Below are 24,234 nucleotides of genomic sequence, written 5' to 3'. Positions count from 1 at the left end.
GCCCTTAAACCGTCATAATCCAGCCTAATTAACCTCATATACGTATTTAGAACTGAAATTAATCAATCATTTATTTAAAATTGAACAATCTATTTGAATATCAAGTAAATGTGATTTAATGTGATTTTTATATTAAATAATAAGGCTGAAAATGAGAAATTCTACGGCCTCGTTAGCTTGCAAGAGGACCTATGGAAGTAAAAAATGACGTTTTGAGCGATTACATTGATTATTGCTATGAACAATTGAATCGAGAATTTATAAACTGCAATATTCAAAAGTCTGATGCTATTTATTTATATCAGAGATTTAAATGCCGGATAATACCTCAAAAAGTAAGAGCTCTAAATGAAGCTCATGGATTTCAAGTACTAGAACATTTTCAAGAAGCATATGAGCGGATTAAGGCTGACATTGTTGCAGGAATTGACTTAAGAAAATATCAAAGCCGGAAGTTGAAGAAATTGGACTATGATGATGACATGCTGTCACATTGGGGGATTCAGCATTTTCATTTAAGCACCAATGTTGAATCGGACGGTTTTGTAGCTCGAACAGGTGATTTGCTATTTATTCATTTTACCAATTCAACTGCCCATATACTTGGTATATTTAGTCATCGCTCGTGGTGCAATTTGGATCTCATTGAGGTTTTGCACCGTAACTGGCCTGAGTATATGTCTCAGTTCAAGATCAACGGTGACATGAGGCCGTTAATCGAAACTAACTACAAGACGTTAAGAAAAAAGAATGCAAATGCGAATATTATTGTTGAAGATGGTACCGAGTATATAGCTCCGGGAATGGGGGTAAGTTCTAGTGGTGCACCCATTCAAGCTACGGTTAATAGTTCTAAGTTAAAGTTCATGTTTAATGGTTATTTTGAGGCTATTATCGACAATTTAGATCAGATTTTGAGTTGCTCCCTTGAAAGCCGGAAATTGTCCGAAATTACCATTGGTTTAGAGTTGAATGACGAGTTAAGAAATTTTGTTTTTGTTGTAAAAGAAACTGGTTTTCGCTTCACTATTCCAAACTAACAAAGCATTTAAGAGTGATTCGCAAAGTTTGGCGTTTTCGCTTCGCTCAAGTATAGCCAAGAGCTGCTCACAAAAAAAGAAATCGTGGACAGCCAAAAATTTAACCAGCTATTTTTGTCTGCTTAATGCGGCTTTGAGGTTGTAGAATAACTCGTTTATTACAAATAATGTAAAATTGTAATTTTTAACTTATTGTTTTTCCAGCCGTTCGTTTTTAATAATTAGCTGTATTGTCACTTAAATAGAGAAATTCTACAGTCAAGTTAGATTCAGTCGTGAGCAATAGTCAGTATTTGGAAGTTAAATGGAAATAATATTAATTAGGCATGGAAAACCGACTGGGGCAATTAATCCTAAATTGTCAGCAACAGGCTTTGAAAATTGGGTTCGCAACTACAATTTATCTAAAATAGAAGAGGATAGCTTTCCACCAAAAGAACTTGGTGGATCACTGAGCTCGCATTTTATTGTTGGAAGTAATTTATTTCGTTCGATTGATTCCGCATGTCTATGTGTAAATAAAGAACCTGATTTAAAATTAAAAGAACTACGAGAAATGGATATTCCAAGCCATAAATTACCATTTGAATTTAAAGCTTATACTTGGCTTATCATTAATCGTATTCTTTGGTTGCTAGGTTTCAGTGGGAAAGTAGAATCTTTTAAAGCCGCGAAGATCCGAGCTAAATGTTCAGCTGAAAAGTTGCAGGAGTTAGCAACGCAGCATGGAAAAGTTGCTGTTTTTGGACATGGCTTGATGAACAAATACATGGCTAAAGAATTGAGTAAATTAGGTTGGAGCAGCACATCAAAAGGTAAGCAATACTGGAGTGTTATCAAATTAAAAATCTAACTAGCTAATCAATTCAACATATTACGGTTGTCATCGTTTTTACAAAAGAAAAATATGGCAAAAAAAGTACAACCTACGCGCTAGCTTTTAGGGCGTTATATTTTTAAAACATCGGAGCTATCAATGAACACGATTAAAGGAAGCTGTCATTGCAATGCGGTAAAATGGCAGTTTATTTTACCGATTAAAACTGTTGTAAAATGTCACTGTCAAAATTGTAGAAAATTACAAGGTTCAGATTACAGTTCATGGATTATTGTGTCTCAAGATCAGCTAGAAGTAACCAAAGGTAAAGATCATTTATCTAAATATGACGCAAATGAAACCTCAAGTAAAACATTCTGTTCTATTTGTGGTTCTGCTGCGTATTTAGTTAATGGCAAACATTTTCCTGGTAATTTTGTCATTCCGCTCGGGGCAATTAATAACTATGAAGAAGCTTTAGCTCCACAAATACAAGTTTATACTCCGAATAAAGCTGTATGGTTAAAACTACATGAAGACGAACCGGTGTTTAGCTAAAAAACGTACAGATCGCGAACTACCATAAAACTAACGAGTCATTATTCGTCTCCTATCTTTTAGTTATGGCCTTTTACATGCTAAGAGGTCGTTATTATGACTCTGTCTCGCCAATCTCAGGTATCCTTATCAGATATGCCATATTATCACTGTACTTCTCGAATGGACGTATCAGCAAATAATGAAGACCCAATCTTAGATTAGGTCTAGGCAATAATGCTATTCAACCACCACCAAGCGTTTATCCGCTAACGCCATGGCAATATGCTTTTTACAATAAGCGCTTTCATTGATGAAGTGCGGGTAGGTTTCCGGTGTGTCGACTCGACTGATCTCTTCACCTTGTAGCGTAATTAATAGCGGTTCTCCATGTTTGACTACTTCAAAGTCTTTACCGCAAATTCCTGGGTGGACCATTGCGCTGCGTAATCCATCTTGATCGATTGGGATTGCAACTTCCTCTGTGAAATAAAAGGCATCATAATTTTTAAGAGAGCCTAAAGTATTAAGATTAGATTGTTCTACATAATCTAATACAGCGCTAAGCATCTTTTGCATTAGTATTAATGTGTTGTGCTGCAATGAGCCGTGCGCTTGGGCGCCAACTTCTATCATTACGCCGTATTTGTCTGCCGTACACAGGTAGGCTTGCTCTTCCCAAGTTTTTTCATCTTCGAAGAGTATATTTGCTTCTGGCATTTGTTGTTTAACGTATGCACCCATCTTTTTATAAAATGCATCGTTGGAGAGTAAAATTAGTGTAGCACCCATATTGCTGGTGGTATTGTGTAAATCAATGAACAGTTGATTGTTGCCCTGATCACCTTGTTGTACATTTTCAGCAATGAAATTTTGTGAAAGGAGTTTTTCATGGGAGTTTGCTATTTCATGATTTTTTTCATTAGAAAATTCGCGATTTAAATCTGTTTCAAGATAACGAGTAGCGCATTCAATGGCTCTTAAATTGACAAGTTTAGAAAAGGAAGTAAATGATGAACGTTGCACATTATAAAGGTTATCTCTGATTAATTTATCGATATAAATACCTGATAACTCATTACCATGCGTTCCCGCCAAAATAAGTACATTATTAATCTTGACCATTTTGTATTTTCTCCAAACTTAAATATAATTATTGTTATAATGTAACATTAATTTAATGGTTTTTGTGTAACGCGATAAACAATTTCTCATCATTTAAAGCATCTGGGTTATAATCCTTACCCATTTTTATTCAAGAATTTACTATGTCCAAATCGCAACACAGCAGTAACCAACTTAAGTACCTGTCTGCTTATTCACCACAAGTACAGACGCAAATTCAAACCTTATTGGATCAGAATAAGTTAGGTGACTTTTTAGTTAAAAAGTATCCTGCACAACATTCGATTAATAACGATAAGTTGTTACGTGATTATGTAATGGGTATTAAAAACCGCTATTTACGTAAGTCTTCCCCATTGAGCAAAATTACTTACGATAAGAAGATTCATGTGGTGAACAATGCACTTGGGTTGCATACCTTTGTGTCGAGAGTGCAGGGCAGTAAGTTAAAGAGTAAAAACGAAATCCGCATTAGTGAAATGTTTAAGGTGGCACCAGAGCCGTTTTTGGAGATGATTGTCGTGCATGAGTTGGCGCATATACGTGAAAAAATCACGATAAGGCTTTTTACCAACTGTGTGAGCATATGCTGCCTGACTATCATCAGTTAGAGTTTGAGATGCGTTTGTATTTAACGCAGTTGGAATTTAAAGGTGGGATTTATTAGATTTGAGGTTTGAGGGGCAAGGGACAAGGAGCAAGATGCTAGATTCGAGGTGCTAGGGACTAGATGCTAGGTTCTAGATGCTAGGGGCAAGATTCTAGATTCTAGATGCTAGGGGCTAGGTCAAGGTACTAGATGTTAAGGGTTAGATTTCTCGTATCTCTTATCTCGTATCCCGCATCTCATACCTCAATCTCTCATCTCATTCCTCAGTGTTTCTTAAATCATTTTGTAACTGCTTCATGCCTTGTTCCATTGAGACTAGGGCTTGGTAATTAAAGTCTTGTTTAGCAGCATTCAAGTTAAAGTAATGGCTGGTGGATAACTGCTTTGCGACAAAGCGGGTCATGATTGGCTCATCTTGTTTGCCTGTTTTTAAATACCACCACTCTAATAGGGTGCCCACAAAGTATGCCAGACCACTTGGTACACGCGCGGTGACTTTATTTAAGCCAGCTACAGCTAAGATGTTATTGAGCATATCAGCCATTAGGATAGGTTGATCATTACTGATAAAGTAGGCTTTCCCAGCACACGCAGAGTTGTCTTCACTGAGTGTGACGGCCGCCATCAGGTGAGCATACACGGCATTGTCGATATAAGTGGTGTCCACTAGCTTATCTTTTTTACCTACCAGCTTTAGTTTACCGACTTTTGCTCGCTCGATTACACGCGGTACAAGATGTGGATCGCCTGGACCCCAAATAAGGTGAGGACGTAAAGCGACGGTTTTAAGTGTTTCACTGTTAGCCTCTAAAACTTTTTGCTCTGCAACGGCTTTTGATAGCCCATAAAAGTTTAAGAATTGTTTGGCGTAGGGCTGAGATTCATCGATATAGTCTTCATCTTCACCTGCAAAAGTCACACTGGGTGTGCTGGTGTAAATAAACTTGTTAATCTTGTGCTGATGACAAGCTGCAATGATGTTTTCAGTGCCGACTACGTTGGGCTTGAAGTAACTCTCTTTATCTCCCCAAACACCGGCTTTAGAGGCCACATGAAATACCATATCGCAACCTTGCATGGCATCGATGACAGCTTGTTTATCTTGAAGGTCACCTTTGATCAAGGTGACACCTAACTCTTTGAGGTGAGGGTAGTTACCACGGGCAAAGCCAACCACTTTAATATCGACCGCCCGTAAAAAGCGACATAAAGCAGTACCTAAGAACCCACCTGCACCAGTCACAAACACACAGTTTACCTGTGTCGTTAAACGCGTTAGCACAGCTTGTTGTTCTATTAAAAGTTCAGAAAAGTCAGGTTGGGTATCTGCATAGTTAACTCTGTTGTTGTGCCCAAACGGCTAATTTTTCACGGAATATTTTAGCGTTATGGCGAATATCCATAGGAAACTTCTTATGAATATAAAATAGGCTAATACCTTGAGTATGGCTATGTTTTTCAGCTAACTCTTGTAACTCAAAGAATAAACGTGAGTTATCAAGTTTGTTGTTGTCAGCGACTTCAATACAGACGGCAGGTGTTGATTTTCCATCTTTTTGTATTGTCACTAATGCACTGCGTTTAATACTTTTGTGGGTATTAAAGATGCGCTCACAGGGAATGGAGTAATAAGATTTAGCGTTTTGTAGATGATTAGATTCAACGCGATGCGCTTTACGGCCGCACATCCATAGTTTACCTTGGTCATCAAGGTAACCTAAATCACCCATGCGATGCCTGATTCTGATCGCCATCGTTAATCTTCGCTAATTCAGTGGCACTTTCACGACGATAATAGGTTGCACTCACTTGTGGGCCTTTACTACAATCTCGCCAATTTCAAAAGCGGGTAAAGTTAAGTCCGAATGCCAATTTTGGATAATACCTTCATCTATTTTGATAATGCTAATATCGACGTTATCAATGGCATAACCGACACAAATACCGCCACCTTGTTCAGTAATTTGTGCTGTTTTGAGCATCTGTTTACTACCTATTTTACTGATCGGTAATGATTCAGTTGCGCCGTAGGAATTAATGACTTCTGCATTGCCTGTGAGCATTTCACTGAAACGGTTAATTGCGTCAATTGAAGCGGGTGCACCTGCAGATATGACACGTTTTAAGCTGGGTAAACTATGTCGTTTGCTTTGTTCTGCTTTGCCTAAGACTTCTAACAATGCTGGATTAGCAAATAGGTTAGTGCATTGGTATTTTTCAATGGCAGCAAAGATAAAGTCTGGGTTAGCTTTAATGGGCTGACTAGCATCCATATCTGGCACAATAGAGGCCATGCCTAATGCTGGACCAAATAAAGAGAATAGTGGAAAAGTAGCTAAGTCCATTTCACCTAGTTTTATTTGGTAATCGTGTTTTAATACTTGGATCTGTGCTTCAAACATTCTGTGAGTATAAACCACACCTTTGGGAGTGCCTGTGCTACCACTGGTAAATAAGATGGCCGCTAGTTTATCTAATGGTGGTTCCTGCATTTTGAACCTGGAAGTACGCGGATATTTTTTTAATAAACTTGTGAGTTGTTTGCCGCCAGCAAGTGCAGGGCCGCCAACATTAATCACATGCTTAATGGTTTGCTTACCCCAAGCAAATAACAAACGTGCTAGCTGTGCCTTTGGGATACCGATAAAGGCTTCCGGTTGCGACTCTTCAAAGCATTGTTTTAAATTTTTAATACCCATACCTGGGTCAACTAAAATAGGCACAATACCGGCTTTGAATAACGCAAAGGTCAGGTTAAAGAAAGCAATGCTGGGTGTCACCATTAATACTGCTTTTGTGCCTGGTTTTAGTCCAAACTCGGTTAAAGCAAAGGCGATATCGTCACTTTGTTGGTGTAACGTTTTAAAGTCTATCTCTTGATAGGTGAGGCCACTGCGTGTGTTTTGTTGCACACTGACGGCCAATTTATCGGGGATTTTTTGTGACGCTGTGACTAAGTGGCGACACAAGTTTCCTTTTGCCGCCTTAGCTTGTTTTTTAAGACTTCGTTTAGAAGGTTTGGTGTTGGCCATTTATGGGTTTGTCGCCATAAATTTCTGCACAATGTTAATCACTTCATTACTGGCATCTTCCAGTATGTAGTGACCACAGTCTGCAAATTCATGTACATCTGCATGAGGCATTTTTTGTTTCCAAACATCTAAAAAGTGTTTATCAAATACAAAGTCTTGTAAGCCCCAACAGATTACAGTTGGTACTTTTTGAAACTGTTGCAAGCTGTTATCGATACTTTCAACTAACTTGTAGTTACGGTCAGTTTTCACTAATGGAATATCCTGTACAAAACGTAATGTTGAGATACGGTTTTTCCAAGAGTTAAATGGTGCAACATAGGCTTCACGGATAGTTTTTGGCATTGGCTTACGCTTCACACCGATATAAGAGGCGATTGAAGAGAAGGCGTTTAAGCCACGAACTAATGCGGTACCTAAATATGTATTACGGCAGATCCACAGTGGCACCTGGAATTTCTTAGTGCTTGGTAGATTAAAGGCAGCAGTGTTTAAAACCACTAAACGTTTAACTCTTTCAGGGTAACGCGCTGCATAGCCCATACCAATCATACCACCCCAGTCATGAACCACTAGAGTGATGTTTTGTTTAATATCAAGGTGCTCTAACAGTGACTCTAGGTCATTAATACGCTGATTTAAGGTGTAGTCGTAATCTTTGTCAGATGGTTTATCAGATAAACCACAACCGATATGATCCGGTACGATACATTGATATTGATGACTAAGTTCCGTCACTAAGTTGCGGTAGTAGAAAGACCAGCTTGGATTACCGTGTACCATCACAACAGGTTCGCCTTTACCTTCGTTTAGGTAGTGGTATTGTTGCCCATTAAGCTTTAAAAAGTTACGTCTAAAAGGGAATAAACTATCAAAATTCATCTTACCACTCCAATCCAAGCATCATGCAGTTCAATCCACTGCCTATTCCTAAAAAGCTGACTTTGTCGCCTTTTTGTAAAAATCCATTTTCATCGGCTAATGCCGCAGTGACAGGTAAGGATACCGTGCCCATGTTGCCCAAATATTGATAAGTGGGATACTCTTTTTCAGATGGAATATTAAGTGCACTTAACACTTGTTTTTGGTTCGCTGAACCTACTTGGTGACAAATCACTTTATCAACACTGTCCACTGACCATTGTTGTTGTGATAAGAAGTCTTTCCACGTGTCTAATGCTAGCGCAACTCCTTCTTTAAGCAGCGGCACAGCATTGGTGCGCATAAATTCACGGTGTAGTTTAAGACCAACTTCCTGTAGTCCCCATTTACACAGGTCATGATGTTCTGGTGCAGATAAGTGGCTAGCACCTAATAATTTATGCTGACGTTGATTGTGTAAAGGCAAGCTGCCGTCTGTTAATAAAACTGCAACTGCGCCTGAACCACCGGTTAATGTCGCCAGTGATTGTGAAAAGTTTTGAATACTTTGGTTTGAAAGCATGTTGTCGATAGTGATATCAACAATGTGCCGTGCAGATTCACAAGACACCACTAAACCAGCCTTAATTTGACCAAGTTCAATACGGTTTGCAATATCTAAAATACCTGATAAGACACCTAAACAGGCATTACTGATATCGTAAATAGCAGTGCTTTTATTAACACCTAATTCGGCCGCAATACGACATGCAGTAGCAGGTTCGTGTTGATCACGACATACGCCTGTGTAAACCACAGCACCAATATCGTCGACGTTCACACCTGTCTCGTTTAATGATTTTTTAGCCGCTTCGATGGCACCGTCGGACAAACGATGGTCTTTAGGCCACCATCTTCTTTGTTCAATACCTGTTAGTGCCGCAAGTTGTCCTGTTGGGATGCGCAATTTTTGATACAAAGGTGCAAGTCTAGATTCCAATTCTGAACTTGAGACCACTTCAGGGGCTAATTCATAAGCCATACTATTGATATAAACGCGGGAATATTTCATTAAACTGTAATTTTTCTCTTTAATTTTTTAAAAAGGACTTTTTAAATCAACCCTCAAACCGGAGCGCTAGATTACCGTAAATTGTTCGGTTAACAAAGTCCAATCAAGGTTGTGAATCTAATAACCGCTGATTTTTTGCAAAAGCGTTTACTTTTTATTCTTTTAAGGGCTTATTTTTCGCCATGTAACTCAGCCATTGTCGTGGTATCTGCATCTTTTTATAGATGTTATTGGCAATGGGTGAACTTTCTTGGTTAATCTTACTAGCTAATATTTCTGCAAGCAAAGGCGCACTACATAATCCTCTAGAGCCTAAACCCGTGATCAGATAAGCGTTAGGTAAAATAGGCAGTGTTAAATCTATAGTTTTACCTGCCTGATAATCTTGTTTAAGTTGATCATAATTTGTTAATTCACCTAGATAAGGAAAGTGATCACGTGTTGTTGTCCGCGTTGCGACATGTGCTTGATCATTAGTAGTGATAGTGTCTACCCAAGTTTGATCTGAAATACATTTCTTAAGTTTATGATGGTTTTCTTGCTGTTCAATTTCACGGTATTCAACACAGTCGTCGTGGCGTTTGAAGGTCGCGCCCATGCAATGTTCGCCTTTCATAGCGGGGGTTAAGTAACCTTCATGACATAGCGTCAGCTTTAAATCACTGAGATCTCCCTTACTTGGAATATGGCTCACTTGGCCTCTTGCTGCAGATAAAGGCACAGCACGGCATTGGCTAAACTTCAGTGTGTCCATACCTGCGGCGATTACAATGCATTGATGTTTGGATGTTGATGTTTGGTGTTGAACTGTAGTTACAGTTATCAATGCCCAATTACTTGAGGTATCCGATGATTGCCGTCTTACATTATCGACACGACAACCGCAATGTATGTGCACATTAGAGTATGTTGTTAATAGGGCGCTTAACGAGTTAATCAATTCCCTTGGGCTTAGCCAACCGGCACTTGGATAATATAAACTTTGATGGCCAATTGGTAAGCCTGCTAGTGCATTTGTTTGATGTTCAGTTAACCATTTAACTAATGAAAGAGGCAGTTGTGCTTTATTGATACTTTCTAATTTACGATGTGAAGTCTGATCATAAGCAAGTTGTAATAACCCATTAAACTGGTGAGAAAAGGGCACTTGTTGGTTAACTTGTTTATAAAAATTTAAAGCATATTGATAGGCATTTGCAAATAATTGGCTAAGTTCATCATGTTGTTGATTAAGTAAAGGGTAAAGGGCTCCTTGTAGGTTACCAGAAGCGCCTATACCTAGTTGTTCATCTGCACAATAAACAGTGACTTTATTACCACGCTTTGCAAGAGATAAAGCGGTACATAGCCCTGCAATTCCGCCGCCAATAATTGCCACATCTGTTTGTTGAGGTTTTGTTTTTTCTGTTTGTTCAACTTGTTTCTGCTTAACTTCTTCCTGCTGGGCAATACCTACTAACATTTCACGCTTTTTACCATATCCTTTTCGTTTTGACATAGTAAAGCCTGCGTTGATTAAGGCGCGTCGTACAAACCCTGCCGCGGTAAAGGTTGCTAATGTGGCAGTCAGTTTACTGAGTTTATACATTTTTTCAAATAACGCTTGGTGCCACATGTCAGGGTTTTTATGTGGGTTGAATCCATCTAGATACCAAGCGTCAGCAATGCCTAATGCGCTACCAGAAAGATTATCGATCTGCTGGTTAATATCGCCGAACCAAAGGTCTAAGAGTATTTCGCCTTGGTTAAATGAAAGGCGGTGACAACCCACTAAGGGTAATGGATATTGTTTGATCAACTCTTCAGATAAATCAGAAAATTGTTTAAATTTAGCAAGTGTTGTTTGTAACGCTTCTATCTCTAAAGGGTATTTTTCAAAGCTAATAAAATGTAAACGTTGTAACTGTGAACTAGGATTGTTTTGTTTAAATTGGCTAAATTTTAACGCTGTTGTGAGGAAGTTTAAGCCTGAGCCAAAGCCGGTTTCTAATATACAAAACTGTTCAGAATGAAAGGTTTGCCATCTCTTTTCTATGTCGTTACCAGCAAAGAATACATATTCAGATTCATCGACACCATGATCATTATTGAAGTAAATATCATCAAATTGTGTAGAAAATGGCTCTGACTGATCTGACCAGTCAAGTTGTGCATGGTTAATTATATTGTTTTTGTCTTGAGACAAGTTATATTCCTTGTATATTAGATCATATTTTAAAACTGTCAGGTTGATTTAGGATAAATCACTTCACACTTGATGATCATATAATTAGTCCCTCAAGCAATAAAGGCTTAATAATGAAAAGAGCAGTAATTACAGGTATTGGCATTGTTTCTAGTATTGGTAACAATAAAGATGAAGTTTTAGCATCACTTAAAAGTGGCCAGTCGGGCATCACATTTTCTGAGCAATTTAAAGAAATTGGTATGCGCAGCCAAGTTTGGGGTGATTTAAAAATCAATCCTTCAGAGCACATTGACCGTAAAGTAATGCGTTTCATGGGTGATGCAGCAGCATACACATATCTTTCAATGCAGGAAGCGATTGAAGATGCGAAATTACCTGAAGAGATGGTTTCTAACATTCGTACTGGTTTAGTCGCAGGTTCTGGCGGCGGTTCTTCAAAAAACCAAGTTGACGCATGTCAAATCATGAAAGACAAAGGTGTTCGTCGTGTTGGTCCTTACATGGTACCGCGTACGATGGCGAGTACGACTTCAGCATGTGTTGCGACACCGTTTAAAATCAAAGGTATTAACTACTCAATGAGTTCTGCTTGTGCAACAAGTTCTCACTGTATTGGTCATGCCCTTGAGCAAATCCAACTTGGCAAGCAAGACATCGTTTTCGCTGGCGGTGGTGAAGAGTTAGATTGGACAATGGCCTGTGAGTTTGACGCAATGGGCGCATTATCTAGCAAGTACAACGAAACACCTGAAAAAGCATCTCGTACATACGATGCAAACCGTGACGGTTTTGTTATCTCTGGCGGTGGCGGTATGGTTGTCGTTGAAGAGTTAGAGCATGCACTTGCTCGTGGCGCTAAAATCTATGCTGAAATCGTAGGTTACGGTGCAACTTCAGACGGTTACGATATGGTTGCGCCATCTGGTGAAGGTGCGGTACGTTGTATGCAACAAGCACTATCAACAGTTGAAGGTAAAGTTGACTACTTAAACACTCACGGTACGTCTACGCCAGTCGGTGATGTGAAAGAGTTAGAAGCAATCAACATCGTATTTGGTGAAAATGCACCTAAAATCAGTGCAACAAAATCACAAACTGGTCACGCACTAGGTGCAGCTGGTGTTCACGAAGCTATCTACAGCATGTTAATGATGGAAAATGACTTTATCTCAGCCTCTTGTAATATCGATGAAGTTGATGAAAAAGCGATTAACCTGCCTATCGTTAAAAACAAACCTGAGCCAGCTAAACTAAACACTGTTATGTCTAACAGCTTTGGTTTTGGTGGTACAAACGCAACATTAGTATTCAAACGTTACGAATAAGTTTTTACTAATGAGATTAAAAAAGGAGCTTTGGCTCCTTTTTTTGGTTATAGGGAATGCCTCATTGCATTTGTAACTCTACTTACATCTTCAACTAAGTTATCATCCTGCGTCAAATCTCAGTTAACTAGCTTATACAGTTAAAGAAAATAGGTTAAGTGGAAATAAGATGAAAATTTATATCGACGAAAATATGCCACACGGCAGATCATTTTTTGAATCTTTTGGTGAGGTTATTACCTTTTCTGGACGCGATGTTACTGCGCAACAGATTCAAGATGCAGATATATTATTAGTTCGCTCTATCACTAAAGTGAATGAATCTCTTCTGGCGTTAAATAAGCAAATCCAATTTGTTGGTACAGCTACCATTGGTACTGATCATATTGATATTGAATACCTGCAATCGAGAAACATTGCATTTAGTAGTGCGCCTGGTTGTAATAAAATATCTGTAGCTGATTATGTGTTAAGCGCTTTGTTAGTGATGATTGAACAAGGTCAATTGTCTTTATTAACACAAAACGTTGCCATTGTTGGTGCAGGTAATACAGGTACAGCGGTTTATGATTGTTTAACAGCGATTGGGATTAACTGTCTTTTATACGATCCACCTTTGCAATTGGCAGGCGATCCACGTGAGTTCTGTACTTTTGAGCAGGTATTAACAGCGGATGTAATTTCTCTGCATGTGCCAAAAACTCTGATTGGCGAACATAAAACCTTTCACTTGTTCAATCAATCTGTGCTTGAAAAACTGAATTCACAACAAATATTGATCAATGCATGTCGTGGTGAGGTAATTGATAATAAAGCCTTATTAGCACTTGCCATAAAAGGTAACATACCTCGTTTAGTATTAGATGTATGGGAAAATGAGCCTAATATTGATAAGGCACTTTTACCTTATGTGGCATTAGCGACACCACATATTGCTGGTTATAGTTTAGATGGCAGAGCACGGGGTACAGAGATGTTATATATTGCACTGTGCCAAAAACTACAAGTGCCGGTTACTTTAAAAAGTATTGACTTCACTGAAAAAGCAGCAATTAGTGATATAAGCATTGATGCAGAACTGTCACCAGAATTACTAAAATCATTGGTACATTTAATATATGATGTACGCAGAGATGATGCTTTATTTAGAAAAAGTAAATGAAGTAAACGGTTTTGATAATATGCGCAAAAATTATCCAGAAAGACGAGAAATGTCTACCTTAACGGTGACAATGTCGGATAAGTGGCAAATTTCGCCACAAATAATCGATTTAAAGAAAATTGGTTTTACTGTTAAAAACAAATAAAAGGTCAACATGAACAAAGAATACAATATTGCATTAATCGGTGAGATTGATGGTTGCATCGAAACAACGTTAGAAGTGTTATTAAAACGTGATTTCGCAATTAATAATATTTTCCCAATCAGTAGCAGTGAGTGTGATACCACTTCGGTTATGTATTCAGGTAAGCCTGTTGATGTTGTTGAGTTAGAAACATTCGACTGGCAACAAGTTGATATCGCTTTATTCCTGTCGGATAGAGAGATTGCAGCGACTTGGATCCCTGTAGCGAAAGAGCATTGTGTGGTGATTGATATCAGCGGTTACTACCTTGAATCACCTGAAGTGCCTTTAGTACAAGTGGGTGTTAACGATGATGATATCGCACGTTACAGTGACGCTAATATCATTGCTATTCCAAGCCCTGAAACGGCTCAGTTAACCTTAGCAATCAAACAAATTCATCAAGAAGTGGGTATTAAGCGTGTTACTGTTGCAGGTTATCAATCAGCTTCTACCATAGGTAAAGAGGGTGTTTCTGCTTTAGCTGGCGAAACGGCACGTTTATTGAATGCTAAAAGCATTGAGCAACACAAATTTAAACAGCAAATTGCGTTTAATGTGGTGCCACAAATTGACGAGTTTAATGAAGATGGTATTGATTTTTCTGAATTACGTTTAGCAGCTGAAACACGCCGTTTGTTAAATGACCCAGAAATGGTGGTTTCAACGACTCAGGTTGTTGTTCCTATGTTTTATGGTTGTTCTCAAGCAGTACATGTTGTTACACATTATCCAGTAGAGCTAGAAGAGGTGGCTAATGCACTTCACCATAGTGATAACATTGTATTAGCAGGTTCAGTTACTGAATATGCCAATATGATTGATGATGTTGTTGGTAATGTTGAAGTACACGTGGGTCGTTTACGTAAAGATACCTGTGATGCAGCAGGCATCAATATGTGGGTATCAGCGGATAATGTCCATTATGGCATTGCTACCAACGCTGTATTGGTAATGGAAAAATTAGCTTACACCTATTTATAATAAGATAGGTTAAGTGTTACAGTGGGCTAGATCGCAATTCTAGCCTACACGCTTGTTTTATAAGATCATCTTTTGCTTGTCCTGGTTTATTATAATTATAATATTTTGCAATTCCCTTACAAGGATCGTTTATGAATCGCATGTTACTTGCTGTTGTTTCTTGTCTTCCATTATTATTCAGTGCGCACAGTGCACAAAGTGTTGAGTTAGTTGGCCCAAATGATGAGCCACAAGTTACCCCATCATCGGTGTCTGTGACTGCTCCGAATAATACAACTCCTGTTCGTTATGGTCCTGTAACAGCAAACGAAACATTATGGTCGATCTCTAACAAATTACGCCCTAATAACAATGTTAGTGTGTATCAAACATTAGTTGCTATCTATAAAACCAACCCAACTGCTTTCCGTAATGGCGACATCAACAAAATCATTGCTACCTCGGTGATTGATGTACCTAGTTTAGCGGTCATTTCTCAACAAACTAACGCTGAAGCTTTTCGTTTATTAAGAATAACCAACACGCCTGCTGCGCCTGCAGTAAAACCGGCGGCAACTGTAGTGCCCGAGAAGGTAGAGTCAACTGTAGAAGAGCCAGCTCAAGCTGAAGCAGGGGCTGAAGAGATTGAAACTGTAGCAGAAGAAGGTCAAAAAACTGCACCAGAAACAACTAACGCAACTAATGAACAGTTACTGAAACTTGAACAAGAGTATGCAGCGCTTAATGAACAGTTAATTCAAGCAACAGAATCTAACCAACGTTTAAAATTAAAATTACAGCCTTTAAGTGACCAAATACATACGCTATCTGAACAAGTTGAAGAAGATATCAATGTACAAATAGAGTTGCAGGCATTGATTGACCAATATAAAGCTGAGATCGAAGCTTTTGAAGCTCCACCTTTTAGTGGCCCAGGTTTGTTAAATCAAATTCTAAGCTCTATTACTGGCTCAGCCTCTACATTATTGTTAACTATTCTTTCTCCGCTGTTACTGTTAACAGCCTTATTCCTATTAATTTTACGTATTAAATCAAAACGAGAATTAGCATTAAAAGAGCAAGAACTTGCTGAATCAACGGCGCTGTTAGAGGAAGAAGATAATGAGTTTGATTCATTATTTGCCACTGACGTTAGTGAAGAAGAGCCTGAATCCAAGGAAGATGATGCAGATCTAACGATTATCGAAGAGCAAGTGTCAGAAGAAGATGAGCTAATAACTAGTACTGACACAGAGTTAATTGAAGATGAACAAGCATCAACTATCGAAGATGAACTTGATATCGACATTGATGCGGTTATTAATGGCGATGATGAAGTTATTGAATTATCTGAATCGGATTTAGAGTTAGACGAAGAGACATCACAGAGTGATTTGGATTTAGCGGCACAATGGGAGTCTGAACTTGCAGAGTTAGAAACAAATGACGAAGAGCAAGTGGATCTAGATGAGTTTGATTTTGATTCAGTGGATCAAACACCTTTAGAGCCAATTAAATTAGATGAAGTGGAAGCTGAATTAGAAGCGAGCACTGATGATCTTACTATTGAAGAAGAGTCTCAACCTGAAGCAATTCCTGAAGTTGAAGAACTATTAACAGAAACAAAGCCAGAACCGTCAGCTGAAGTAGAACCTGCAATCGATACCAGTTTAGATGTTGAAGAAGAGTCTCAACCTGAAGCAATTCCTGAAGTTGAAGAACTATTAACAGAGACAAAGCCAGAACCGTCAGCTGAAGTAGAATCTGCAATAGATAACAGCTTAGATATCGAAGAAGAATCGCAACCTGAAGCAATTCCTGAAGTTGAAGAACTATTAACAGAAACAAAGCCAGAACCGTCAGCTGAAGTAGAATCTGCAATAGACTCTAGCTTAGATGTTGAAGAAGAGTCTCAACCTGAAGCGATTCCTGAAGTTGAAGCGCTATTAGATGAAACGACTGCAGCGAATGAATTACTAGCAGAAGCTGAACCAGAAAGGCCTACTGATACGTCAGGACTTGCTGAATCAGATGAGGTTGAAACGCCACTAGACAGTGATGCATTATTAACAGAAAGCGATGCAGAGGATGAAACTGCTGCTGAAACAATGTCTGATATTGATAAGCTGTTAAGTGAATACCCTGAAGACCTTGAGTTATCTGATGATAAACAACCACTAGATCTAGAACAGTTATTAGCGGAAAGTAGTTCAGAACTTGATGAAGAGTTTGAAACTGAAACAGAGAATGATGATCAGCCTGAAGCTGAGCTTGATACTGAAGATACGTTAGATTTAGAAGAGTTATTAGCAGAAACTAGTTCAGAGGTTGAGGAAGAGCTTGAATCTGATATTGACCAAGCTGCGGAGGAACAGGTTGAACAGGCAAAACAAGTTGAAGATGAAAGTGATGAGCTGGATTTTACCGACCCTGATACCTTAGCTAAACAATTAAGCAGTAATGCATTTAATGAGGAAGCAGAGTTACCAAAATTCGATAAATCTGATGATAAAGGATTTATTGATATTGATACCTTGCTTACCAATGACGATGGGCAAGACCTCACTGAAGAAGAGTTTGATTTAGACTTTGGTTTAGATGAGTTCCCAGATGTGGTGGAATCCTTTGCTGAGTTTGATACCGATGCCGATGGCGTTGCTGCTCAATTAGATTTAGCGAGAGCTTACTTAGAAATTGACGAAAAAGAGAGTGCTAAAACTATCTTAACGGAATTACTAGAGAACGCACCTGAAGACAAACTTAAAGAGGTTAAAAAACTGTTCGATAAAATCAGTTAATCACCTTACTTTAAATAACAGCTAACTGTTATTTTCATGTGTTACCTAAGCCAGCTTTGCTGGCTTTTTAAATTGGAAAGAAAAATATGCGCCCAATCATCTTAGATGTAGCCGGTTATCAATTAACAGCAGAAGAACAAGAATACTTAGCTCACCCATTTGTTGCAGGTGTTATTTTATTTACACGCAATTTTGATAATGTGGTGCAATTAAAAGAGCTAGTACAACAAATTAGATTTTATGCCAAACAACCGATTATTGTTGGTGTTGACCATGAAGGAGGGCGCGTACAGCGTTTTCGTGAAGGTTTTACCCATTTACCTGCTTGTGGTGATTTGTTATCTAAAACTAATTCATTACAAGAAACGCTATCTTTAGCGAAAGCTAGTGCCTTTGTGATGGCCAGTGAATTAATTGCTTGTGATATCGACTTAAGTTTTGCCCCAGTGTTAGATATCAATGGTATATCAGATGTCATTAGAGAGCGTGCTTTTAGTGATGATAAAAAGCAAGTGACTGAAATCGCATCGGCTTACATCGATGGAATGAAACTCGCAGGCATGGCATCAACGGGTAAACATTTCCCTGGGCATGGCAGCGTAAAAGCAGACTCCCATATCGCCTTACCCGTAGACTCACGATCCAAACAAACTATTTTTGAACAGGATATGTTACCGTTTAAAAAGTTAATTGCAGCGCAAAAATTAGATGCCATTATGCCATCACATGTGGTCTATTCAGAGTGTGATGATTTACCCTGTGGGTTTTCTGATTATTGGTTACAACAGGTATTAAAAAAACAGCTAGGTTTTAAAGGTGCCGTCATCAGTGATGATATTTCTATGCACGGAGCAAGCTTTGTAGGTGATCACCTAACCCGTGCGGAAGGGGCGTTGTCTGCAGGGTGTGACTTTATTCTGGCTTGTAATGATGCCGCTGCTGCTATGACTATTTTAGATGGGTTATCAGTAAAACCCACTGAGAGTTTGACCTTAATAAACGCGTTATCGGCGAACAAAGAGAAACAAGTTATGCCGTTAATTGAAAATAAATTGTGGCAACAAGCGAAACAATCAATAGATCAATTTAATGAAAAATACTAATTCTCTGGTTTGTTTTCACAAACATAACAGTTATTTACAGATTTTATACGTTAAATTAGATACGGTAGTTAGATAAAAATAAGGTAACATTACAGAAAACAACGTAACAGATTTCATAGAAAAGGTGGAAACGACAATGATCATCTATTTACATGGCTTTGATGCAACGAGTCCAGGTAATCATGAAAAAGTGATGCAATTAAAATCGATTGATCCAGATGTACGCTTTGTGCATTACAGCACTATTCACCCTAAACAAGATATGGCTCATATATTGAAAGAGGTTAATCACCACATTAATAATAGCGAGGACAATGCACCTTTAATTTGTGGTGTTGGCTTAGGCGGCTATTGGAGTGAGCGTATCGGTTTTTTATCTGGCATTAAGCAAGTGATCTTTAACCCTAATTTACACCCTGAAGATAACATGGTGGGGCGTATTGAGTGGCCAGAAGAGTATTTTGATATTGATACTAAATGTGTGGATGATTTTAGACGTGAAAACTCAGCAAACTGCCTATGCATTTTATCAACTGTGGATGATGTATTAGATAGCGAAGTGAGTAATCATGAGTTAGCCAGTTATTACCCGATTATTTTTGATCAAACTCAAGGGCATAAATTCACTGATATCACTGCACACCTTCAAACAATTAAAAAATTTAAAGGCGAATAACTTAATTCATTGCTTAATTCGATCAGATTTTTGTCTGTAAAACAGCTAAACTGATCGAAATCCCCTATATATCGTCAAGATTTAAACAGATAAATTTAAACAATCTTACTTCATTCACAATCATGGATAAAAAAAGGTGACTTGAAGCCCATTTTTTTATAATCTTTCCTTTTTAAAAGTACAACCTAGATCAAGTTTTTCATAAAAACGATATTTGAATATACCAAGCATCATTTTTGTAAAAAATTTAATTTATGAGGACGTTATGAAAAAGATAGTAATAGTTGGTGGTGGTGCTGGCGGTTTAGAGTTAGCCACAAAATTAGGTAATAAGCTTGGACGTAAGAAAAAAGCACATATTACATTGCTTGATAAAAATAGTACCCACCTGTGGAAACCTTTGTTACATGAAGTAGCAGCAGGCTCTTTAGATGATGGTATTGATGCAGTCAGTTACCGCGCCCATGCAACAAACCATTCATTCAACTTTAAACTGGGTGCAATGCGTAATCTTGATCGTGTTAAGAAAACTATCACTATCGACCCTTTATACGATGCAGAAGGTTGCATGATCTTACCTGAAAGTCATTTAGAGTATGACATTCTAGTGATGGCTTTAGGTAGTGTAAGTAACGATTTCAACACCAAAGGTGTAGGCGAACATTGTATCTTCTTAGATAGCCCACAACAGGCTAAGAAGTTCCATCACCGCATGTTAAATAAATATTTACAACTTGGTGTGAAAGAAACTAATTCGGTTAATGTTTCTATCATTGGAGCGGGTGCTACAGGTGTAGAGCTGTCTGCAGAGTTATATAACTCCCTTAAACAAGTTTCTAGCTACGGTTTCTCACATATTAAAAGTGCCGATTTACGAGTGAGCTTAATTGAAGCAGGTGACAGTATTTTACCTGCACTACCAAAACGTATTTCAGCATCTGCACACCAAGAGTTAGTGAAACTAGGTGTAGATGTTCGTACTAATACTATGGTGACCGAAGCTAATGAAGAGGGTTTACTTACTAAGTCAGGTGAGTTGATTAAAGCCGATTTGATTGTTTGGGCTGCGGGTATTAAAGCGCCTGATTACTTAAAAGAGTTAGCTGGTTTAGAAACGAACCGTATAAACCAATTAATCGTTAAACAAACCTTACAAACGACTTTGGATGACGACATTTATGCCATTGGTGACTGTGCAAGTTGTGCATTACCTGATGGTGGTTTTGTGCCACCACGTGCTCAATCTGCGCATCAAATGGCAACACAAGTGGGTAAGAACATCATTGCTACTTTAAATGGTAAAGAGTTAACTGACTACAAATACACCGATTATGGTTCATTAGTTTCTTTAAGTAACTACAGCACAGTAGGTAGCTTAATGGGGAACTTAATGAAAGGCTCTATGATGATTGAAGGGCGTTTAGCTAAGGTTGTTTACGTTTCTTTATATCGTATGCACCAGGTTGCTCTACACGGTTATATCCGCACTGGTTTAATGACTTTAGTAGAAAAAATTAACCGCGTATTACGTCCTCGCTTAAAATTACATTAATCAATACCTGTTGATTCGTTACTAAAAATGCCTCACTTTTTGAGGCATTTTTGTATGTGTTAATATGTCATTATTGTTTAAAACTATCCCGCAAGTGCTTACTTTTAAATACGTAAATCGTTGCCCAAGATACAATCACTAACTGTAATGATGCAGACGCAGAGTATTGAAAATGCTCCAATGTCAGGTAATACAGTTGCAGTAATAAGTCCGCTAATAAACTCATCACCATTAAATAATAGCAAGCGGGCCAAATAGTGATTGCCCATTTTTTTTGTGCATGACGACGGCCAGAGATTAAAAACACCAGTACTGGTAAAAGCCCTACTAATAGCCCAGTGTAAAAATGCATCTGCTCAGGGTAAAAAAGCATCAGTAACTTATCACCTGTTTGTTGTGATGCCAGCGAAATGATAAGTAATATCCAAGTACGAGATAAGAAAAATAGTAGGTAAATAAACAGCGGCGGCGTTTTTAGATCGCCCGCTTCAGTATAATGTTTAAGGGCGTATAGACGTGTTTTCATTTTTAACTCTTTTAAATACCATTTAGCAGAATGATCATAATCAAAATGCTAAATGGGATACTGTTAATACACTAGAGTGTAAGGTGCTAATTACTTAATATAACATTGTGTGCAGTACACAAAACGACTTTGAGGGTCATTAATTCGTGAGATAAAGTTTGCTTGTTGTTCAATGTCAGTAAATAATTTAACCAAGGTAGGTTGGGTGATGACACCACTTGGTAGATATTTAATAGACTTAGCAAATAATTGGTTAAAGAATACTTCTTTAGAAGATAATCTTGGCTCAATAGAGATAACATCAAAGTCATCGAGGTTTGCTAATTGTGCAGCCTGTTGTACGGCGTATTGCAAACCACCTAATTGATCAACTAGGCCGTTTTGTACACCATCAACACCAGTCCAAACACGACCTTGCGCGACTTTATCAACATCTGCTAAGGACATATCTCGACCTTCAGAAACCACTTTTAAGAAATTAGCGTAACCATTCTCTATACCTAGTTGAAATATTTCAGCTAGCTGTGGATCTAATGCCTGTGTAATACCTATATTAGCAAGTGGGTTAGTGGCAACGCCATCCTGTTGAATACCCATTTCATTTAGCGTTTTATCAAGTGTTGCAAACATGCCAAAGATGCCGATTGAACCCGTAAGAGTAGTAGGCGAGGCAATTATCTTATCGGCAGCAGAAGCTATCCAGTATCCACCAGAGGCAGTCACAGCCCCCATAGATACCACTACTTTTTTACCAGCATCTTTTAATGCCAGTACTTGTTGTCTGATATTTTCGGACGCAAAAGCACTGCCTCCAGGCGTATCAAGGCGTAGTACAACGGCTTTAATATGTGGGTTATTCTTAGCTCGTTTTAATAAAGCATTAAAACTCTTATCGGCAATGGTTGAGCCTGTATTAAGACCCGAGATGATCTCACCTGAGCCATGAATAACCGCAATTTGAGATTCTTCACCTGTGTATCTATAAAGGTCTGGCAAGGTACTTTGATAAGCGCGATAACTAATCATGCTTGGTTTACTATTCTGTGTTTGTTGCGCGTCATTAGCCATATTTTTAAGAAATTGATCATGGAATAACAAATTATCCACTAAGCCTACAGATAGCGCATATTCACTCGTATCACCGTTCACTGCTTTTAACCCTTGTTTAACTTCCGCAAGTGTTGGGTTGATTGAGCGCTCGCTAATTTGTGGATTATTTTTACGCGCTAGTAATACATGGTCAATATAGTTCTGCCACAATTGATTTAACCAATGTTGATTAGCAGTTTTACTGTATTCAGACATATGATCTTCAGTGTACGGCTCTACAAAGGATTTATAGGTACCTACTTTAAACACATGTGGCGTGATCAGTAGTTTATCCAGCAGGTCTTTAAAATAGAGACGATTGACTGCATAACCTTGTAATAAAACAAAGCCATTAGGGGAAGGGTAACTTGATCAGCATAAGCGGCTAAATAATATTGTGTTTGTGAATAGTTATCAGCATAAGCATAAACTGGTTTACCTGCACTTTTAAACTGAGTAATGGCACTGCCAATATCTGTTAATTGGTTAATACTTGCTGCTTGTAAGCCTGATAACTCAAGTACTAAACCAGTAATATTTTGATCGTTTTTAGCATACTGAATTGCTTTAATAATCTCTTGTACTTCAAACTCCTCTGGCGCTTCATTAGCAAAGCCTGAAAGTTGTTTAGACACTTCTTGAGAGAAGTTCATTGGTTGCTTTTTCTCAACAATAAAGCCGTTTAAGTCAATACGTAGGTAAGAGTTTTCCGCTACTTCAATTTCAATTTCATCACCATCATAGGACGCGAAGAGAAACAGCAATATCATAATAAAAATGACATTCAGCAAGATTAATCGGATGGCATTAATAAACTTGAAGCTGTTAACGAGTATGGATTTGATAAGTCGGAATAAGAAAGCCATGGGATATCCTTGTCAAAGAAGGCGTTACAAAATTTAAACAAAAAAAGCACTGATTACTAATATAATCAGTGCTTTCTAAGTAATAATCAATCTTTTAGTTTAAAAGCTTGAGGTATCAACAAATAGGCCAACTTTAAGATCTTCAGCTGTGTAGATAACTTTACCGTCAACTTCTACTACACCATCAGCAATACCCATTACTAATTTGCGCATAATTAAACGTTTCATTGTAATGCGGTAAGTTACTTTTTTAGCCGTTGGTAATACTTGGCCAGTAAATTTAACATTACCCACACCTAGTGCGCGACCTTTACCTGGACCACCGCTCCAACCAAGGAAGAAACCAACTAGTTGCCACATTGCATCTAAACCTAGGCAACCAGGCATTACAGGGTCATTTGGGAAGTGACATTCGAAGAACCATAATGCTTTATCGATATCTAATTCAGCGATTAATTCGCCTTTACCATGTTCGCCGCCATCTTCAGTGATAGAGATGATGCGATCTAACATTAACATGTTGTCTACTGGTAATTGACAGTTGCCTTCACCAAATAGCTCACCTTGACCACATTTAATTAATTCTTCTTTATTGTAAGAGTTTTTTCCCAACTCTTTTTGGGATACGGTTTTAGTCATAATCACTTTTCTTAAGATAATTGATAAGGTGAGGTATTAAAATGCAAATAATTAACACCACGAAATAAT

Annotated in this window: 20 protein-coding genes and 2 pseudogenes; 12 read left to right on the top strand and 10 right to left on the bottom strand. The window is 38.3% G+C overall.

Going from position 1 to position 24,234, the window contains the following annotated elements:
• The first annotated feature begins 191 nt into the window (after window positions 1–191).
• The 3 genes from ACLKL2_RS02940 (at window position 192) to ACLKL2_RS02930 (ending at window position 2,415) form a co-directional block, all read left to right on the top strand.
• Complete coding sequence (locus tag ACLKL2_RS02940; RefSeq protein ID WP_413693307.1) at window positions 192–1,040, top strand: hypothetical protein; 849 nt, start codon at window positions 192–194, stop codon at window positions 1,038–1,040.
• Between the two features lie 304 nt (window positions 1,041–1,344).
• The gene (locus ACLKL2_RS02935) at window positions 1,345–1,893 is read left to right on the top strand and encodes a hypothetical protein (RefSeq protein ID WP_413693306.1); all 549 of its coding nucleotides are present in this window, start codon (window positions 1,345–1,347) and stop codon (window positions 1,891–1,893) included.
• A 123-nt stretch (window positions 1,894–2,016) separates the two neighbouring features.
• Window positions 2,017–2,415, top strand: a complete 399-nt coding sequence (locus ACLKL2_RS02930) for a GFA family protein (RefSeq protein WP_413693305.1) — start codon at window positions 2,017–2,019, stop codon at window positions 2,413–2,415.
• Between the two features lie 219 nt (window positions 2,416–2,634).
• Here the strand turns inward: ACLKL2_RS02930 and ACLKL2_RS02925 are convergent, their stop codons facing one another.
• Entirely contained in the window at window positions 2,635–3,519 is an 885-nt protein-coding gene (locus ACLKL2_RS02925; RefSeq protein ID WP_413693304.1) for an aspartoacylase, read from the bottom strand.
• Window positions 3,520–3,662: 143 nt separating this feature from the next.
• Here ACLKL2_RS02925 and ACLKL2_RS02920 point away from each other — a divergent pair.
• Window positions 3,663–4,186: pseudogene (locus ACLKL2_RS02920) on the top strand (YgjP-like metallopeptidase domain-containing protein).
• Between the two features lie 199 nt (window positions 4,187–4,385).
• Here ACLKL2_RS02920 and oleD read toward each other — a convergent pair.
• From oleD to mnmC, 5 genes and pseudogenes are all read right to left on the bottom strand, one after another.
• Complete coding sequence (gene oleD / locus ACLKL2_RS02915; protein WP_413694237.1) at window positions 4,386–5,426, bottom strand: 2-alkyl-3-oxoalkanoate reductase; 1,041 nt, start codon at window positions 5,424–5,426, stop codon at window positions 4,386–4,388.
• 37 nt (window positions 5,427–5,463) lie between these two features.
• Window positions 5,464–7,161 (bottom strand): annotated as a pseudogene (gene oleC, locus ACLKL2_RS02910) (olefin beta-lactone synthetase).
• A complete protein-coding gene (locus ACLKL2_RS02905; protein ID WP_413693303.1) occupies window positions 7,162–8,043 on the bottom strand; it encodes an alpha/beta fold hydrolase in 882 nt (293 codons plus the stop codon).
• A 1-nt stretch (window position 8,044) separates the two neighbouring features.
• On the bottom strand, window positions 8,045–9,094 hold the full coding sequence (locus ACLKL2_RS02900; protein ID WP_413693302.1) for a 3-oxoacyl-ACP synthase III: 1,050 nt from the start codon (window positions 9,092–9,094) through the stop codon (window positions 8,045–8,047).
• A 154-nt stretch (window positions 9,095–9,248) separates the two neighbouring features.
• Entirely contained in the window at window positions 9,249–11,279 is a 2,031-nt protein-coding gene (mnmC, locus tag ACLKL2_RS02895; RefSeq protein ID WP_413693301.1) for a bifunctional tRNA (5-methylaminomethyl-2-thiouridine)(34)-methyltransferase MnmD/FAD-dependent 5-carboxymethylaminomethyl-2-thiouridine(34) oxidoreductase MnmC, read from the bottom strand.
• A gap of 113 nt (window positions 11,280–11,392) precedes the next feature.
• Between mnmC and fabB the strand changes: the two genes are divergently transcribed.
• From fabB to ACLKL2_RS02855, 8 genes are all read left to right on the top strand, one after another.
• On the top strand, window positions 11,393–12,607 hold the full coding sequence (gene fabB, locus ACLKL2_RS02890) for a beta-ketoacyl-ACP synthase I (protein WP_113818215.1): 1,215 nt from the start codon (window positions 11,393–11,395) through the stop codon (window positions 12,605–12,607).
• A gap of 169 nt (window positions 12,608–12,776) precedes the next feature.
• Window positions 12,777–13,769, top strand: coding sequence for a 4-phosphoerythronate dehydrogenase (locus ACLKL2_RS02885; RefSeq protein WP_413693300.1), 993 nt, complete (start codon window positions 12,777–12,779; stop codon window positions 13,767–13,769).
• 19 nt (window positions 13,770–13,788) lie between these two features.
• Entirely contained in the window at window positions 13,789–13,914 is a 126-nt protein-coding gene (locus tag ACLKL2_RS02880) for a hypothetical protein (RefSeq protein ID WP_413693299.1), read from the top strand.
• A 9-nt stretch (window positions 13,915–13,923) separates the two neighbouring features.
• The gene (locus ACLKL2_RS02875) at window positions 13,924–14,937 is read left to right on the top strand and encodes an aspartate-semialdehyde dehydrogenase (protein WP_113818213.1); all 1,014 of its coding nucleotides are present in this window, start codon (window positions 13,924–13,926) and stop codon (window positions 14,935–14,937) included.
• 131 nt (window positions 14,938–15,068) lie between these two features.
• Window positions 15,069–17,714 carry a FimV/HubP family polar landmark protein gene (locus ACLKL2_RS02870; protein WP_413693298.1) on the top strand — a complete coding sequence of 882 codons (2,646 nt, stop codon included), beginning with the start codon at window positions 15,069–15,071 and terminating at the stop codon, window positions 17,712–17,714.
• An 86-nt stretch (window positions 17,715–17,800) separates the two neighbouring features.
• Window positions 17,801–18,817 (top strand): beta-N-acetylhexosaminidase, encoded by a 1,017-nt coding sequence (nagZ, locus tag ACLKL2_RS02865; protein WP_413693297.1) that lies wholly within the window; start codon window positions 17,801–17,803, stop codon window positions 18,815–18,817.
• Window positions 18,818–18,953: 136 nt separating this feature from the next.
• Complete coding sequence (gene ycfP / locus ACLKL2_RS02860) at window positions 18,954–19,493, top strand: alpha/beta hydrolase YcfP (protein ID WP_113818210.1); 540 nt, start codon at window positions 18,954–18,956, stop codon at window positions 19,491–19,493.
• Between the two features lie 265 nt (window positions 19,494–19,758).
• Window positions 19,759–21,045 carry an NAD(P)/FAD-dependent oxidoreductase gene (locus tag ACLKL2_RS02855; protein WP_113818209.1) on the top strand — a complete coding sequence of 429 codons (1,287 nt, stop codon included), beginning with the start codon at window positions 19,759–19,761 and terminating at the stop codon, window positions 21,043–21,045.
• Window positions 21,046–21,115: 70 nt separating this feature from the next.
• Here the strand turns inward: ACLKL2_RS02855 and ACLKL2_RS02850 are convergent, their stop codons facing one another.
• The 4 genes from ACLKL2_RS02850 to fabA form a co-directional block, all read right to left on the bottom strand.
• The gene (locus ACLKL2_RS02850; RefSeq protein WP_413693296.1) at window positions 21,116–21,571 is read right to left on the bottom strand and encodes a DUF2919 domain-containing protein; all 456 of its coding nucleotides are present in this window, start codon (window positions 21,569–21,571) and stop codon (window positions 21,116–21,118) included.
• A gap of 90 nt (window positions 21,572–21,661) precedes the next feature.
• Window positions 21,662–22,960 carry a signal peptide peptidase SppA gene (sppA, locus tag ACLKL2_RS02845; RefSeq protein ID WP_413694236.1) on the bottom strand — a complete coding sequence of 433 codons (1,299 nt, stop codon included), beginning with the start codon at window positions 22,958–22,960 and terminating at the stop codon, window positions 21,662–21,664.
• Window positions 22,942–23,526, bottom strand: a complete 585-nt coding sequence (locus ACLKL2_RS02840) for a hypothetical protein (RefSeq protein ID WP_413693295.1) — start codon at window positions 23,524–23,526, stop codon at window positions 22,942–22,944. The genes sppA and ACLKL2_RS02840 overlap by 19 nt, the downstream gene beginning before the upstream one ends.
• Window positions 23,527–23,625: 99 nt before the next feature.
• Window positions 23,626–24,165 carry a bifunctional 3-hydroxydecanoyl-ACP dehydratase/trans-2-decenoyl-ACP isomerase gene (fabA, locus tag ACLKL2_RS02835; protein ID WP_113818206.1) on the bottom strand — a complete coding sequence of 180 codons (540 nt, stop codon included), beginning with the start codon at window positions 24,163–24,165 and terminating at the stop codon, window positions 23,626–23,628.
• Window positions 24,166–24,234: the final 69 nt, after the last annotated feature.

Source organism: Psychromonas sp. KJ10-2 (assembly GCF_047323255.1).
GTDB lineage: Bacteria > Pseudomonadota > Gammaproteobacteria > Enterobacterales > Psychromonadaceae > Psychromonas.
Note: the sequence above shows the minus strand (reverse complement) of the source record. Positions and strands in the feature narration are given on the sequence as shown.

Bases quoted from the DNA above. Each gene is read 5' to 3' on its own strand.
- ACLKL2_RS02940 (WP_413693307.1), top strand. From the start codon at position 192: ATGGAAGTAAAAAATGACGTTTTGAGCGATTACATTGATTATTGCTAT.
- ACLKL2_RS02935 (WP_413693306.1), top strand. From the start codon at position 1,345: ATGGAAATAATATTAATTAGGCATGGAAAACCGACTGGGGCAATTAAT.
- ACLKL2_RS02930 (WP_413693305.1), top strand. From the start codon at position 2,017: ATGAACACGATTAAAGGAAGCTGTCATTGCAATGCGGTAAAATGGCAG.
- ACLKL2_RS02925 (WP_413693304.1), bottom strand. From the start codon at position 3,519: ATGGTCAAGATTAATAATGTACTTATTTTGGCGGGAACGCATGGTAAT.
- ACLKL2_RS02905 (WP_413693303.1), bottom strand. From the start codon at position 8,043: ATGAATTTTGATAGTTTATTCCCTTTTAGACGTAACTTTTTAAAGCTT.
- ACLKL2_RS02900 (WP_413693302.1), bottom strand. From the start codon at position 9,094: ATGAAATATTCCCGCGTTTATATCAATAGTATGGCTTATGAATTAGCC.
- fabB (WP_113818215.1), top strand. From the start codon at position 11,393: ATGAAAAGAGCAGTAATTACAGGTATTGGCATTGTTTCTAGTATTGGT.
- ACLKL2_RS02885 (WP_413693300.1), top strand. From the start codon at position 12,777: ATGAAAATTTATATCGACGAAAATATGCCACACGGCAGATCATTTTTT.
- ACLKL2_RS02880 (WP_413693299.1), top strand. From the start codon at position 13,789: ATGCGCAAAAATTATCCAGAAAGACGAGAAATGTCTACCTTAACGGTG.
- ACLKL2_RS02875 (WP_113818213.1), top strand. From the start codon at position 13,924: ATGAACAAAGAATACAATATTGCATTAATCGGTGAGATTGATGGTTGC.
- ACLKL2_RS02870 (WP_413693298.1), top strand. From the start codon at position 15,069: ATGAATCGCATGTTACTTGCTGTTGTTTCTTGTCTTCCATTATTATTC.
- nagZ (WP_413693297.1), top strand. From the start codon at position 17,801: ATGCGCCCAATCATCTTAGATGTAGCCGGTTATCAATTAACAGCAGAA.
- ycfP (WP_113818210.1), top strand. From the start codon at position 18,954: ATGATCATCTATTTACATGGCTTTGATGCAACGAGTCCAGGTAATCAT.
- ACLKL2_RS02855 (WP_113818209.1), top strand. From the start codon at position 19,759: ATGAAAAAGATAGTAATAGTTGGTGGTGGTGCTGGCGGTTTAGAGTTA.
- ACLKL2_RS02850 (WP_413693296.1), bottom strand. From the start codon at position 21,571: ATGAAAACACGTCTATACGCCCTTAAACATTATACTGAAGCGGGCGAT.
- ACLKL2_RS02840 (WP_413693295.1), bottom strand. From the start codon at position 23,526: ATGGCTTTCTTATTCCGACTTATCAAATCCATACTCGTTAACAGCTTC.
- fabA (WP_113818206.1), bottom strand. From the start codon at position 24,165: ATGACTAAAACCGTATCCCAAAAAGAGTTGGGAAAAAACTCTTACAAT.